Consider the following 15,906-nt stretch of genomic DNA (forward strand, 5'->3'; position numbering starts at 1 on the left):
TTATTTCTTTTTTATTCATATTATTTCAATCCTCGCTCCCTCACGGGAGCGACTAGCAAGGATACTTATTTCTTTTTTATTCATATTATTTCAATCCTCGCTCCCTCACGGGAGCGACGAGCAGGTTCCCAAAAATCTGTATGAAGTTGACAAAATTTCAATCCTCGCTCCCTCACGGGAGCGACTCACCTTCATGACGCTTTTTTACGGCAACTTCGTATTTCAATCCTCGCTCCCTCACGGGAGCGACGCTATTGCTGAAGCTGATTATAACCTATTTAAGATTTCAATCCTCGCTCCCTCACGGGAGCGACTTATTGCGATGAGTTTAAAGGATATTTATTTGACGATTTCAATCCTCGCTCCCTCACGGGAGCGACGCTATTTTATACTTTACGCAATGGATTAAGTAGATTTCAATCCTCGCTCCCTCACGGGAGCGACCGCAATCTCTCTGCGACGCTCCACCACGTCGGCAGATTTCAATCCTCGCTCCCTCACGGGAGCGACCGGACATGGAGATGTGGTAAATGCATCGAAGTAATTTCAATCCTCGCTCCCTCACGGGAGCGACCACCGCCGCCGGCAATACCGCCGAGAAGCGCGCCATTTCAATCCTCGCTCCCTCACGGGAGCGACGGACGAAGTAAAAACTGCTGATGTTGCCATACGTATTTCAATCCTCGCTCCCTCACGGGAGCGACCCTGCGGCTTTTGCTTTATCAAAGTATTCATCTGGATTTCAATCCTCGCTCCCTCACGGGAGCGACTTTCAGCTCTTTAACCTTATTTTTGATATCAGAATTTCAATCCTCGCTCCCTCACGGGAGCGACTCTTGATGATATACACGCCATCCATTTTGTTCAATTTCAATCCTCGCTCCCTCACGGGAGCGACAGCATCAAAACAAATTACTTCTCTATTCATTTAAATCAAGCATTTTTTGCGAACTAGCTCAACTCAAATACTCAAAAATTTATTTTGATGTGAGAAAACTTATAGTTTCCCATTCTAGCTTAAGTTGCGAACCTAAGCTAAATTTTATGTTCCATATAACTTCGCACCATGAACCTAAATTACACAAACACTAATTGCTCACAGAAGAAATTACCTTAAATCATACGTGTACAGCTTACACCTTCAGGGAGTTTATTTTCTGCAACTTCAACTTCATAATCATTATAGCTTCTAGCAGCAATAACTCCTTCCTTACGCTTAACACTCACAATATCAAACAACTTATATGCAGGAGCATTACCTAATTCCGTGGCATGCTTAAATACTATAAGCTCACGTACAGCCATATTGCCACGAGCAGCAGAATGATCGTATTCAAACATATTGATAATTGCCTGCCACAACAAAGCCAAATCATCTTCACTAAATCCAGTTACTTTACGTGCAAGATTTGCAGAAATATAACCATCTACACGGTATAATGCGTAAGGAACAATATATTTACGGCCCATTTCTGTGCTCTTATTTTCTGCATCCTTTTTAGTTGTAATAGCAACTCTGGTAATTGTAACTTCTTGTGTCACAATCGGATCAATACTACGAGCAAAGCCCAACTGCACAGGACCGCGAACCTGACCACAATTCAAAGCAGCCTTTACGAATGTAGTCATAACTGCACCAAAAGTACGAATATCAAAGAAATTATTGCACATAAATTGGCAAATTTTCTTATCAATTTCAGGATCATCTTTTTTTAATTCCTTAATTTTCTTTTCATCAGTGCCAAACGCAATATATGCAGTATTATCGCTTTCATTCAGAGGTACACCATCTTTAATATAGATTTTGTAGCCTTCTTTATCTTCGCACATCGTCTCAACACAATTTCTGATTTTACGCTTCAGGCAAACATCAGTAACAATGCCATAGCCAGTTTCAGGATCAATGCGCGGCATGTTGCCTGCATCCGGGTCACCATTCGGATTACCGTTTTCTACATCAAATAAAATTGTAAACTCATATCTGTTTTTGATTACTTCAGCCATTTATTTTTCCTCCTTTTTCTCATAACGTTTTTTCACTTGATGATAATATCCGAGAACAAATTCACCTTGTTCCGGTAAGTTTAAACGAGCCGGCATCGCATTGTCTGCAACTTCAAGTTTATTCATAAGTTCACCAATCAACTTTTCAAAATAGATTACAGTACCTTTTTGTGATGAAATTTTCTTCAAATGCGTATTGGCAAGCTTAGTCAACAGCGGAAAAGTCATGCTAGGATTAGCACAAGCAGAATTAAAGTAGCGATCCTTTATAGTACTATTAATACCAGGATTAGCTTTTTCCTGCAAGTCCTCAAGTACCGCAAACAATCTTCCTAACACATAAGGTACTTTTTTACATTCTTCATTCAATGCCACAGTAACAACCTCCTCATTATATTTGTAATTTCTCATCAAACAAGCTTTAATGATTGCCGCCTTGATTCTACTGATTTTAGTAATATTTTTATCAGGATTATCCTGATCAGCCTTTGCTCGTAAGATTGTATTCTGATACAACGCTTCAGGATATTTTGTACCGCTTAAAATACTACGTAAAACAGCACCTGTCAACAACGGTGTAGCTGCTTTATCTTTGGAATTTTTATTAGCAGTTTCCTGCAGAATCTGCCATAATGGTATACTTACTCTGTTATTAAATCCTGGTTTGATAATTTCAAATTCGCGAAAATATTTTTCGTAATTCTTAACAAAATCACCAAAGGTATTGGTAAAGAAAAAACGTACTGAAATTCTTGCAGCATTAGGCGACAATCCTAAAATATAAAACTTGTTATCCGGTTTAACCGTAAAATCACTAATTTCAAACGTATTACCAGCTCGAACTTTTTCGAAAAAGCCCTTGATATCATCGTCTTTGATAATCTCATTGGCACTGCTAATAAGATCAGCAAAAACATCTTCATTATCTTCATCTGCTTCTTCTGCCCAAAACACAACAGTCATATCACCAATACGTAGATAATTTCTGTCGTTCGACAATAAAGTATTCAACGCTGTTGTATAAGCAAAGGCAGCATACTCACTGACCGGTGCATTGTCTCCCTGCTTGTGCTCATAGGATTCATAAGCAGGAGCATTGAACGCTACCAAAGCGGCGCCAGAAGACTGTGCTCCATACAACCCTTTAATACTAGGATGCAGACGAGCTACAGGAGCCGTTTTTCCAGTAACCAAACAAATTCCTTTAGCTACATCCGTAGTTTGCTGGCTTTTATAAGAATCCCACGCCCGTTTGATTTCTTCATCCTGTTCTACACTTTCGCCATCAACCTTAAACATCAAGTTAGCTGAACCCAGTAAATCTTCCATATAAGGCTGCAAAAGCATATTTTCATGAGCTAATTCTGGTTGCCAAGTTGCAAAAAATGCTTTTAGTGCCATTGCTTTTTCACCAATAGCATCTGCCAATATTTCCTGACATTTTTGTGCCATTGCCTCAAAACATTGCTTACTACGCTCAGTTTTACCACTGGAATCTATACCCAAAACATATTTTGCATTATCCCATAAAAACTGTGCAGCAACTCCTGCAGTACGTTTCGTTGCTTCCGGCAGTAATATGTTCTGTGGCAATTCGACTGTTTTCTTACCTTTTTGCACAGAAATTTTCAAAGAAAGAAGGTTTAGTAACCTTCCCTGTTTATCAATATTCAGCGCATAAGATATTTTGGCATTTCCCCAACCTGGTTTAGCCACCTTTCCTTTAGCAGCTAAAGCCTCATAATAATCTACTAATGCTTGCAGTATCATTTGTATACCTCACATTGCGTAAGATCTATTACGCCATTGACAAATACAGCTCTAAAAAACATAGGCTTGATGTTATTTAAATCACTATAATCCATGTCATAGAGCATCAATCCTAAATCACGATTTTCAGCAATCGTAGGCACATTGTTAAAATCGTACATACGATAATTAACCGGAAATTCTCTACAACCAAAGTATGGTGTATGGTAACATTGGCCTTTAGTAATGCGTCGTTTGATTATATCCTGAAACTTACCAGGATTATCGCCTGCATTAGCTTTATCCGTCATTTCAAAATGCGCTTCGATAACATAATGCACATCCTTGAGCACCATTGACGCACGCTGCTGAATTTCATCTTTGGTATTAAGATATAAATCTTTACCATCAGCTCCGTTAATCACACTTCTTGCCTTGCTACCACTAGCTTTTGCCTTAACCTCATTACGTCTAATATTAGTAAAACGAATAGGGCTAAGCAAATAGATTTTATCCACGATCCATTTCATGCCGGGATGCCAGTAAATTGCTTCTAAAACACCACGCGCTGCCGATGGCGTTATACAATCGTAAGAAACACGCTCAACAGCCAACTCCGGGCGACTAAATAATGCATAATCACCCCAAACCTCTAATTTAATACTCACATTATCACCGCCTTTTATTTATTTCATTGTTGATTTACTTTAATTATATATCTAGTTCTATCTTTTGTCAATGATACCACAATAGTCTTGCATATATTTTTCTTCTCTGATATTATACATATGTCATGAAATTCTCATGTGGATAGAAATATTGTCGATTTACTTTTATAGTAAAGCAAATAGAGACGGGTACCTCCGTCTCTATTTGTTTTTAAAATTTAAAAGAACACACCAACACCATCATCAATATTTACTATCAATCCCTTATGGACATCATAAATACTCATATCAGTCAATACATTAATATTTTCGTCAATAACATCAATAACTCCTGCTCCTTGCAACTTAAGAAATTGATTTTCATAAACATTTACTATGTACTGTCCTGCTTTTCTCATCAAGGACCGATTACATACGCCTGCACGCAGTTGTTCCAATAACTTCTTGCTGACATCATCACATGGAATAAAAACTCCTCGACCGGTTTCGCCTATAATCTTAAAATCCGAAGCAATATCTTTAAACAACATCCTCTTATCAGACATCCCCAAAATATTGTGCATATCTAGGCTTTCGCCTTTATTTACATGTAACTGATCAAAATATTGTTTTATTGCCGCTGTAGATGAAATATCATTAAAATCACGCATTACCATTTGCGTAATTTCTCTTGGTAATCTTATAAAACTAGGGATTTTAGTATCATCTTTCTTAATTTCAAATATATAAACAATACTCTCTTCTAATGGTCTTTTATTTTCACGATTACACCTGCCAGCTGCCTGAATTATACTATCTAAGCCGGCAATTTCACGATAAACTACCGGGAAGTCCACATCGACACCAGCTTCAACAAGACTGGTAGCTACAAGCTTACACGGCAAATTATTCTTAAGTCGTTCCCTAACTTCAACCAAGATTTTTCGTCTATGCTGCGGATACATAAAAGTTGATAAATGATAGCAACCATCTCCGTTCAAGCCATCAAAAATTTTCTGTGCAGCTTTTTTAGAATTAACAATACATAATACCTGTTTATGTATATTAAGTTGTGCAACCAAAGCTTCTGTGTCCTCAAAATCAGTCTTTTCATAATGAACACGCCTAAAAAAATCATACAAATCATCTACATTAGAACAAATTTCATGTAGTTGTACATCTTCAGTAAAATATTTATTCAAACTAGGCTGCGTTGCTGTACACAATACCGCAGTTACATGATAATTACTTACTAATTCCCTTATAGCTCGCATACAAGGAATTAAATAATCATTAGGCAACATCTGTGCTTCATCAAAAATCACAATACTGTTAGCAATATTATGCAATTTACGACAACGACTAGTTTTATTGCCATATAATGATTCAAAAAACTGCACATTAGTCGTTACAATAATCGGTGCATCCCAATTTTCCGTTGCCAGCTTTTTACGTTCATTTTCTTTTTGTTTATTATCACCAAATTCTGCATCATCATAATCAACATTCATATGATGCTCAACTACATCCTCACTTCCTACAATAGAACGAAAAACATCAGCGGTCTGCTCAATAATGGAAGTATAAGGAATTACATAGATAATACGTTCCTTATTTTTATGTTGCATAGCATGCTCCAAAGCAAAACCAAGCGACGCGATTGTTTTACCGCCACCAGTAGGAACAGTTAACGTATACATTCCTTCATTACCATGAGCTGCGTTAATACATTCTTCACGAATTTCCGTACGTTTTTCATTTAGTTTATTTGTAGGCTTTCCCCAAGCCATAATATAGGCATTATATCGCTTATATAGCTCTTCTAAATCAGAAAATTCACCACGCTTCAGAGTATCAGGTCGCATAAACCGCTCTGTATCCAAAAAGTCAGCATCTACCAAACAGGAAAATAGCATTCTTGTGAAAAACATAGCTGAAAAGGTATCAACGAAAGCTGGAAAAAGTTTTTTGTTTACACTTAATTCAGGTAATTCGTTTTTAAAGGCACTATAATCTAAAATTCCTACTAATTCCTTTCGCATACGAGCTACCAAAGTTCCGTTATCAATATCACCTCTTACGCCAAGATTCATTAAACCACTATGATGGCCTGCAATACAAAAAGCAAATGGTACAAAATATTTTCCAAGTAATTGTGCCCCTGCAGTTGAATGATCTACTTTTGGTCCATTCTGTTGAATTCGTTTCTGAAAACCAATAGAATACTTTCCAACATCATGATATAAGCCTAGCAACTTTCCTATTTCTTCTATTGTAAACTTTTTGGCAAACTCAGCACATAAAGTACTTGTTCCATTCAAATGTTCAAAGAGAGCTTGTTCTCTATTTTCGCCATCATCACTTCTATGTCCAATATACTTCATCTTTACTTATCCTCCTAATATCAAAAGTTTTTCTTCATATACTCACTTAGAAAATTCTCCATAACACTAACATTCTCCTCCCCCCTACCTCACACGTATACGCCTGCCCTCGCCGTTCGCCAGAAAAATCTCGCCCAGCTGCAATCTGCCGTCCACAATCTTAAAGACATCGCTTTCAAACGTGCCTACCTTGGTTTCAATCTCCACATTGCTGAACGCCAGCTCGCCGCTCTGGTCGCTGAAGCTGCCGCGCAGGCTCAAAAACGGCACCATCATGTACGTTCCCTTGCCCGTAGAAAAGCTGCCGTATACCAAATTATTGCCATGCGGTCCCTCATTGCGGAACTTCATCTTCAAAGCAACGCTCGTATTAATCTTGCTGCTTTTGGCAGCCAGCGAAGCCATCAGATTCTTGCCATCAACATCAATCTTGTAATAGCGATTATCAAAATGATACAGGCCGATAGCATCAAAGGTACCGCCAAAAATGCTGCCCGTCACATCCTGAAAGGTGATCAACGCATTTTCATAATGGTAGGTGCCGTTGATATTCGTAAAATACAAATCGTTCAGATGCAGCTCCTTCAGCGCCAGCGCCCCATCAATCAAAGGCTTCTTCAGGCTGCCTGTCATCTGCCCGGTCACAGTCATCGCATCATTAACATTCTTCATGCCCAGCGAATCCGGGATAACATCATACAGGCAGATGTTGATATTCGTCTTCTGCTCCCCCTGCAGCTCGCAGGTTCCGTCAATATTCAATCCCTTGCCTGCAATGCTGCCGCCGTAACGTCCTGCCGCCAGATGCAGCTCCAGCTTTTGATGCTCATGTATCTGCGCCGCTGCGTCCACATCATTCAAAATAAAATGGCGTTTTTTGTATTCTGCCGACAGCACCGTATCATGCAAAATCAGCCTGATATTCGGCAGCTTGCCCTTAATCTGCAAATGGCGCTTTTCCGGTGGCACCTCGTCCGGCAAAATCTCCTCCGCCGTCTTTTTATTCTGCAGGATGTCCAGGCGCATTTTATCATCAAAACCCAGATGAATATAAGCACCGCGCAGCTCCACCTCCTGCACCGTATCAATACCGGCAATGCGCAGGATAATATCCTTCGGCTTGATTTTGATGCGTCCCTCCGGCACATCCAGCAAGCGTTCATCCTCCGGCGAATCCCAGGTCAGGTTTTTAAAATATACATTGCCCCAGATATCAGCACGCAGCTCCTCGGCCGTCACCGTGCCTGCCAGCACCTGCTGCTTGGCCATATAATAGTTAAAAAGCTCCGCCGCATGGCGGCTGGCACGCTGCGCCAAAAAGAAGTACACCGCACTGCCCACAGCCAGCAGGCAGATGCAAAGCACTGCCAGATGTGTTTTAGATAATCTGCGTATTGCCTGCAACATATAATCACCACTTTCGCTTATGAACTTTCTAAGCTCAGTATAGCACCACGCCGAAACGCCCGCAACTAATAGCAAAGGCACAGCAGACCTGTCACCAGCATCTGCTATGCCCCTATATCTATACATATTAAATTGTTACTTCAGGAAGTACGTTCCGTCGCCAGCCTCCGCCACAGCGGCGGCAAAAAATGCCTGCGCCAGCTCCGCCAGATACGCCGTGTCCTTAACGCCGGCCATTTCGTAGGCGGAATGCATCGCCAGCTGCGCCAGGCCTATATCCACCGATTTGATTGCTACCTGACTGGTAGAGATATTGCCTAAGGTTGAACCGCCTGCCATATCCGAGCGGTTATAGAAAAGCTGCAGCGGCACGTTCGCCTTTTTAGCCAGCAGCTGCACCAGCGCGCCGGATACCGCATCTGTAGTATATTTTTGGTTAGCGCTGTATTTGACAACCACGCCCTCATTAGGATAGGTTTTGTTCGTCAGGTCATTCTTATCCGTATGATTGGGATGCACCGCATGAGCGTTGTCCGCCGAAAGCATCAGGCTGTTGGCCAAGGACACCAGATAATCCTCCTCGTCCCTGCCCAGTGCCATATTGATGCGCTGCAGCGCATCCTTTAAGAAGGTCGCCGCCGCGCCCTGCTTCGTCCCGCTGCCAACCTCTTCGTTATCCAGCATGCAGAACACCTGCACACTTGCGCCTGCCTCTGCCGCCAAAAAACCCTGCAGACCGGCAAACACGCACTGCAAATCATCCAGCCTGCCGCTGGCCACGTATTCCTGCGCCAGGCCCACTGTAGTCGCCGGCATACGGTTGTACAGGAAAAGCTCCGTATCTACAATCTGCTCCGCAGTAACGCCGCAGGCCTCTGCCAGCAGCTTCTGCAGGCCGCCCTTGGTCGCAGCACTGCCAACAAGCGGCAGCATATCCGTCTGCGCGTTCAGCTTAACGCCATCGTTGGCTTCCCTGTTCATGTGGATTGCCAGATTGGGAATCAGCAGCAAATCCTGCTCAATATTAACCAGGCGCGCTTCCAAACGGCCGTCAACATTGCACAGCACGCGTCCGGCAACGGAAAGCGGCCTGTCCAGCCAGGTGTTCAGCAGCATGCCGCCGTACTTTTCCACATTCAGCTTCACATACTTTTTGTCTACCACAATTTCGGCATTATTCTTCAGCTTGAACGCCGGCGAATCGCAGTGGCAGGCATAAACCTGAAAGCCCAGGTAATCCTTTTGCGGAATTGCAAAGGCCAGCAGCGCCGAACCGTTACGGCTCACATAATATTTGCCGCCTTTCTGCAGCTGCCATCTGCTGTTTTCCTGCAGCTCGGTAAAGCCGGCAGCCGCCAGCTCCTCTTTTATATTTTTCACGGCAAAAAAGCTGTTGGGCGTTTTATCCAAAAAAGCGCACAGCTTCGCATTCAGCTCTGTATAAGCCATTTCCATTTCTATCTTTCACCTCTTGCAAAAATTCTTGGTATATTACTCTGCAAAGCGCTCACGCAGCAGCTTGATTTCCGCAGCGTAGCCCGGCAGCTCGTTCGGCGTTTCCAAGTAAAACGGCAGTGTGCGCAGCGCCGGATGGTTAATCACCGCCGTCAGCGCCTCCAGACCGATGTTGCCTACACCGATGCACGCATGACGATCCTTATGACTGCCGCAGATATTCAGGCTGTCGTTCAGATGCACGGCCTTCAAACGCTCCAGGCCGATAATTTTATCGAACTGCGCCAGTACGCCATCCAGGTCGCTGACGATATCATAACCGCCGTCAAAAATATGACAGGTATCCAGGCAGACACCCATCTTTTCGTTAAGCTGCACCCTGCTCAAAATCGCCGCCAGCTCCTCAAAGCTGCGACCAACCTCCGTACCCTTGCCTGCCATCGTCTCCAGCAGAACTGTGGTATGCAAATCCTTGTGCAGCACGCTGTTGAGCAACGCCGCAATTTTTTCAATGCCAACCTCAGCTCCCTGCTTCACATGGCTGCCGGGGTGAAAATTATACATATTCCCCGGCACATATTCCAGCATCGCCAAATCGCCCTCCATCACCATCTGCGCAAACTCCAGCAGCTTTTCATCCGCCGCGCAGGGGTTCATCGTATACGGTGCGTGTGCCAGAATCGGCGCAAAATTGTGCTCCTGCATCAACGCGTTCAGCGCCGCCGCGTCTTCCGGCTTCACAGCCTTTGCCTTGCCGCCGCGCGGATTGCGCGTAAAAAACTGAAACGTATCGGCACCGATCGACAGCGCCGTCTTCCCCATCGCCAAAAAGCCCTTCGATGAGGATAAATGACAACCTATATGTAACACTTGCTCAATCTCCTTTGCTATTTTTCCACCAGCTGATAGCTTTCCGCCAGCAGCTTCTGTACCAACGAAATGTCTGCATCCTTTTGCAGCAGCACCGTCAGCCAATGCTTTTTATTCATATGATACGCAGGATAAAAATGCTGCCTGTCCACCAGCTGCAAAACCTTCGCTGGTGGCAGCTTAATATTCAAAACATCAACCTTCCCTGCCTTCGCTATCCCCAGGCTTTTATAGGGAATCGTCATAAACAAAGCGTACCATTTATTTTTCCGCGCCGTCTTAAAGGTAAAGGCATCCGGCGTCTCCGGCCAGGGAGCGTCGGGAACAGTGCCAAAGCGCTGCGAGCAATAATCCATCAGCTGCAGCTTAACATTGCTCTTCACCAGGCACTGCGCCTTTATTTCCTCTAGCAGTGCCTCCACCCTCTCGCGCACGCTCATCACGTAGCCGCTGATGTTATCGGCCACGTTAAAGGGCAGGTACGCTTCGTCCGTATCACTCTCCAAAACATTTACCGCCACCGCCTTGCCTGCAAGCGTAACAACAGCGTAAAATTCCGTTTCCGGCAGCGGCTTGCGCAGTGTCAGCCCTGCGCCCTTCTGCACAAAGCCATAGGCCAGCGCCTTTTTTATATCAACATCATATTGCTCTAAAATAGGATAAAGCATTGCCCTTCCCCCTGCAAATAAAATCAGCAATACCGCCAGCAAATCAGCTGAAATCAGAACTCCTGCACAACCTCAAAGCGATACTTTTGTTTAATCGCAGGATATTTTTCGCGCTCCACCTCGCTCATAAACATAGCGTAAGGACGGGCGCAAATCTTGAACGGAGCATACAACGCCTGATACACCACCAGCTTTTCGCCGGTCTCCGTGTGCTCGGCAAAGGCCAGTATCTTATACAAGTATTCCGTCGTAGGATTGGCGATAGTCTCTCTTTTGAAATGGCGCACAATGTCGCCCATATGCATTTCTCTAGTCATAATATTAACCTCCGGAAGTATGTCAGCTTATATAATTATACTACAAAACACGCCTTCTCCGCCACGTGCTGTAAAGGATAATAGCGTGGCACCCTTCACCTACCCGTCGTACTCTTCCTCCGCGTCCGCCTCCGCTGCCTCTATCAGCTCCCGAAACCCCTTCAAAGCGTCAAAAGCAGCAAACTGCTTCGCACGCACGCTGTAATCTGCATTATCCTCGGCTGCAGCCTTAAACGGATTATGCACCGCCTGGCGCCTGCCGCCCTTGCGAAAACACTTATCATCATTCACCATTATGACCTCCAATCAACGTATTCCTCAGCTTGCCCGTCGCCTTTTCCCGATAGCTGATTCCGCGCAGGATAGCATTCTTGCCATACTTACCCTTAATATCCAGCAGCGCCTGCTGCACGTCCCTGTCCTTGTCCTCATCAACATCATACGGCGCAAACAGCGATTGCTCCTCGCTGCCCAGCCAGGCAAGATTATCCGCGCAAACCGTCAGCTTCCTGATTGGTTGATTTTGCAGCGTCTTTTCCTTATACAGTGCAACAAAAAAATCCTCCAGCACCTGAAACGAATCTGTTGGCTGCGGCAAACGCCTGCTGCCGCCGGTCGGTGCATAGCACTCCTTGCTATAGCCTATCTGCAGGCTTATAACATTGCACAGCATCTGCTTTTCCACCAGCTTCAGCGCCAAAAGCTCCACCATCTCCACCAGCACAATCAGCGCGTCCTCATAAGCATAATCCTCAAAAAGAATCTGGCTGTTGGAAATACTGTGCGACTTGGGCCGGTACGCCTTAAGCTGCTGCATCGTGCAGCGTTCCCGTCCCCAGGCGTGGTCGATCAAATACTCCGCATTCACGCCGAATTCCTTATAAAGCCATTTTTTGTCCGCCTGGCAAATGCCGTAAAGGTCGCAGATGCCATGACGCTCCAGTCTTCTGGCAATCCCCTTGCCGATGTTCCAGATATCAGTCAGCGGCTGGTGATGCCACATCGTCTGCTTAAAAAGCTCTTCGTCAAGATACGCTATATTATCCGGCTTGTGCTTGGCCTGCACGTCCAGCGCCACCTTCGCCAAAAACATATTTGTGCCCACGCCGCCGGTAGCACAAATACCAAATTTAGTATATATAGAATCCATCAGCAGCTTCGTAAACTCCAGCGGGGATTTTTTGTAGAGCCGCAAATAGGGTGAAAGATAAAGAAAGCATTCGTCAATAGAATATACGTGAATATCCTCCGGACTGAGGTAATCCAAATAGTTGCGGTAAATGGCAGTGGAATATTCCATATACTTTTTCATGCGTGGCTTGGCTATCGTGTACTTAATCCACGAGGGGATTTCATACAGCCTGCACCTGTTGCGCACGCCCAGCTGCTTCAGCGCCGGGGAGATGGCCAGGCAGATTGCGCCGCGTCCGCGCGCAGCATCAGCTACCACCAGATTCGCCTCGAAGGGATCAAGCCCGCGCTCCACGCATTCTACGGAAGCAAAAAAGCTCTTCAAATCTATACAGGCATAGTATTTTTCTGTTTTCTGCTTATTGGCTTCCATGACAAATTCCTCCCGCGCTAAGCGAACATTCGTTGTGTTTTTGTAATGTTATTATAGCACTTTACGAACATAATTTCAATATAAAAAGCTTTAGTCAGTGTAGCAGCTGCCAACGAAAAAAAACTGACGCCTTGCGTAAATGCGAAGCGTCAGCCTGTGTTATATGCTATGAATTATGGTAAAAGACATTGGCAAGGTGCGGATTTCTGCTCACTCCTCAGTTCTATTCTACTCATATTCTAACCATTCTAACCATATTCTAATCATTCTGCTCATATTCTAACCATAATTGTCAATCACACTGCTTAGAATAATGAGTAGCATGGGCATCAACAAGAGCAGCATGTGTCCTAAATTTTATATATTATTCGGGACACTTGGCACAAATTATCAGCTGCCAACGAAAAAAACTGACGCCTTGCGTAAATGCGAAGCGTCAGCCTGTGTTGCTCTCTCTAACAAAATCAATGCGCACCTTTTTTCCACGATTACCTCGTTATTATATGCTATGCTTTGTTCATCAGCTGAACACCGACATGTTCCAAAAAATCAAGCCTACTTAATTACTGACCACGTAATCCAGTAGGCTTTTTTATGCTTTAAAGATTTTCATTTAGCAATCCGCTCTATGCTGCAGCTATGCTCCTTCGTCTTCTTATCATAGTTAATCCCTACTAAAAGAACACTGCCAGCATACTCCCTAAGCGATTCCGCATAGCGCTTCTCTTTAATCTGCTGCAATGCTGTCTCAGCACCCCTGTTCCATTTCAGCTCAACCACCAGCGCAGGATAATCCTCTCTGTACGCTGGCTTGGGAAGATATACAAAATCTGCAAAGCCTCTCCCGGTCGGTAGCTCTCTGATCGGCTTGAAATAATAATCCATCGCAGCTAAAAAAGCAATAGTCAGCACACCACTCAAAGAATTTTCATCGTTATACTGAATGACAGAGGTGTACTGATTATGAATGCTTTCCATCATCTCCGCAACAGCTTCTGTATCCTCATCCAATACAGCTTCCAGCAAAGCACGTGACTCCTTCTGAAAGCTGATCAGCTCACTCCACTTATTTACCTTCGTTGCCATTGCAAACTCAAAACGTATTTCCTCATTAGGTATAAACGCCTGATTCTTTTTCTGATTATAAGCAAGATACCCTAAATGTATGAGCAACGTCAAGACATCGTCCTTGTCTCTAAAGCTTACCATATCATTTTGGAAAAAATACGGTATAACTACCACAGCGTCGCCTGCTAACATATCAATAATAGCAGACCTCAAGCCATCAAAATCCATATTGATCAGCGGCAGAATGGATTCATACGTTCCCGTCTGCGTCCAATAGCTCTGGAAGGTCCCCTGCAGCATCAGACTAACAACGGCACGCGGATTATACACATGATAATCTTCTAATTGATAACCATCATACCAACGCTTAACCTCAGCAAAGTCCTTTTGATATTTTTCACATAAGACCTTGACCTCACCTTCAGTAAAGCCAATCCAGGGCGCCATCAGTCCTGGTCCTATCATCGTATATTCATCAAAATTATTCAATGCCGACTGAGTTTTATACTTCTTTATGGGCAAGATGCCTGTAATATAGGCCAGTGCGATAAATTTAGTAGGCTCTACACCTTTGAACAGGTTACGCAGAAAGTCAATATACTCATCCTGCACCGCCTTATTGGTCGCCTCATCTCTGATAAGCACATCCCACTCATCAATAATTATCACAAATTTATTGCCGGTTGCTGCGCTAATATAAGACAAAGCACCGGAAACCTTATCTACATTTTCAGGAATAACAGCTCCATAGATAGCACGCAATTCTGCTAAGATAGTCTGCGTAATAAAGCTGACAGTTTTTTCCGCACTACCAGCTTCTTTAAAACACCACTGCACATCAAAATGAATAACATCAAATTTATTGAGATACTTTTCATAGCTGGCATTCTTTTCAATCTGCAGTCCCTTAAAAAGCTCTCTGGAATCGCACCCCTTGCTATAATAAGCTGCCAGCATATTGGCAGCCATAGACTTACCAAAACGACGCGGACGTGTGTTGCATATAAATTCCTGTGGCGTACCAAGAAATCTGTTGGTCAGTTCTATCAATCCGCTCTTATCTATATATATTTCTCCATTAACCGCATTTTGAAAAGCGCTGTTATCAGGATTAACAAACCTGCCCATCTGCTTTAACCTCCTCGCATTTCACGTTACCTATATATAAAATTATAGCAGAAAGGACTATTGCAGTATATAATAAACAGCATTGAAAAAATACTTCATTCTTGTTTCTGAAGTTCTTGAATGCCGCATCTCAAAGCAAAGCTGGCTTGCCTCTTAACATTCCCCCAGCCTACTCTAAATTATTATAGCGATTATAACTATCAGTCCAGGTCCACGGTAACGACAGCAGGCTCAGCTCCGCTTCCTTCCAGGGATACTCCGGCTCCTCCTCCTGCTTCTCGTAGCTTTCACATATTTCCTCATTATACTGATCGAACACAAGATAAATCATTCTCTGTGTCTGCAGCCAAAATACCCGCATAACAACAAAATGCAGGAAAATAAACAAAGGCAGCACATAATCACCCCGGTATAATTGGTGTCTGATGGGCAACCCCAGAATAAAGATGGTCGCAACCAGTACTAAGAAGGAGCCACGTTTTCCCAGGATTGTTTCGCCCGTCTCCTCCAGCACAGGTACCACATAATCACAAAACGTCCACTGTATTTCAAACTTGCGCATCGCCAAAATCATGTTAATACAGCCTAAGGCACCTAAAAGATATTCGCCAAAATTTTCCACGCTATAACCCACTTTCTTTTCCA

13 protein-coding genes and 1 CRISPR repeat array are annotated in these 15,906 nt (G+C 43.6%); all 13 genes read right to left on the minus strand.

Annotation, left to right across the window (positions count from 1 at the left end; genetic code table 11):
• Positions 1-22: 22 nt before the first annotated feature.
• A CRISPR array of direct repeats spans positions 23-898; the repeat unit is 31 nt; unit sequence ATTTCAATCCTCGCTCCCTCACGGGAGCGAC.
• A gap of 215 nt (positions 899-1,113) precedes the next feature.
• Positions 1,114-2,004 (minus strand): type I-C CRISPR-associated protein Cas7/Csd2, encoded by an 891-nt coding sequence (gene cas7c / locus Q0612_RS01620; protein ID WP_298879890.1) that lies wholly within the window; start codon positions 2,002-2,004, stop codon positions 1,114-1,116.
• On the minus strand, positions 2,005-3,774 hold the full coding sequence (gene cas8c / locus Q0612_RS01625; protein ID WP_298879892.1) for a type I-C CRISPR-associated protein Cas8c/Csd1: 1,770 nt from the start codon (positions 3,772-3,774) through the stop codon (positions 2,005-2,007).
• Positions 3,771-4,421 carry a type I-C CRISPR-associated protein Cas5c gene (gene cas5c, locus Q0612_RS01630; protein ID WP_298879894.1) on the minus strand — a complete coding sequence of 217 codons (651 nt, stop codon included), beginning with the start codon at positions 4,419-4,421 and terminating at the stop codon, positions 3,771-3,773. Before cas5c ends, cas8c begins: the two co-directional genes overlap by 4 nt.
• Positions 4,422-4,639: 218 nt before the next feature.
• A complete protein-coding gene (cas3, locus tag Q0612_RS01635; protein WP_298879895.1) occupies positions 4,640-6,784 on the minus strand; it encodes a CRISPR-associated helicase Cas3' in 2,145 nt (714 codons plus the stop codon).
• Positions 6,785-6,868: 84 nt separating this feature from the next.
• Positions 6,869-8,191 carry a hypothetical protein gene (locus tag Q0612_RS01640; protein WP_298879897.1) on the minus strand — a complete coding sequence of 441 codons (1,323 nt, stop codon included), beginning with the start codon at positions 8,189-8,191 and terminating at the stop codon, positions 6,869-6,871.
• A 135-nt stretch (positions 8,192-8,326) separates the two neighbouring features.
• On the minus strand, positions 8,327-9,646 hold the full coding sequence (locus tag Q0612_RS01645; RefSeq protein ID WP_298879898.1) for a M18 family aminopeptidase: 1,320 nt from the start codon (positions 9,644-9,646) through the stop codon (positions 8,327-8,329).
• Positions 9,647-9,682: 36 nt separating this feature from the next.
• Positions 9,683-10,516 carry a deoxyribonuclease IV gene (locus Q0612_RS01650; RefSeq protein ID WP_298879900.1) on the minus strand — a complete coding sequence of 278 codons (834 nt, stop codon included), beginning with the start codon at positions 10,514-10,516 and terminating at the stop codon, positions 9,683-9,685.
• A gap of 17 nt (positions 10,517-10,533) precedes the next feature.
• A complete protein-coding gene (locus Q0612_RS01655) occupies positions 10,534-11,184 on the minus strand; it encodes an MmcQ/YjbR family DNA-binding protein (protein WP_298879902.1) in 651 nt (216 codons plus the stop codon).
• A 53-nt stretch (positions 11,185-11,237) separates the two neighbouring features.
• Entirely contained in the window at positions 11,238-11,501 is a 264-nt protein-coding gene (locus tag Q0612_RS01660) for a DUF1653 domain-containing protein (RefSeq protein WP_298879904.1), read from the minus strand.
• A gap of 99 nt (positions 11,502-11,600) precedes the next feature.
• Positions 11,601-11,795 (minus strand): hypothetical protein, encoded by a 195-nt coding sequence (locus tag Q0612_RS01665; protein WP_298879906.1) that lies wholly within the window; start codon positions 11,793-11,795, stop codon positions 11,601-11,603.
• Positions 11,785-13,065: a hypothetical protein gene (locus Q0612_RS01670; RefSeq protein WP_298879909.1), complete on the minus strand. Its 1,281-nt coding sequence runs from the start codon at positions 13,063-13,065 to the stop codon at positions 11,785-11,787. The genes Q0612_RS01665 and Q0612_RS01670 overlap by 11 nt, the downstream gene beginning before the upstream one ends.
• A 609-nt stretch (positions 13,066-13,674) precedes the next feature.
• A complete protein-coding gene (locus tag Q0612_RS01675) occupies positions 13,675-15,261 on the minus strand; it encodes an AAA family ATPase (protein WP_298879912.1) in 1,587 nt (528 codons plus the stop codon).
• Positions 15,262-15,430: 169 nt separating this feature from the next.
• Entirely contained in the window at positions 15,431-15,883 is a 453-nt protein-coding gene (locus tag Q0612_RS01680) for a hypothetical protein (RefSeq protein ID WP_298879915.1), read from the minus strand.
• Positions 15,884-15,906 lie beyond the last annotated feature (23 nt).

This window comes from uncultured Phascolarctobacterium sp., assembly GCF_937920985.1.
Lineage (GTDB): Bacteria > Bacillota > Negativicutes > Acidaminococcales > Acidaminococcaceae > Phascolarctobacterium_A.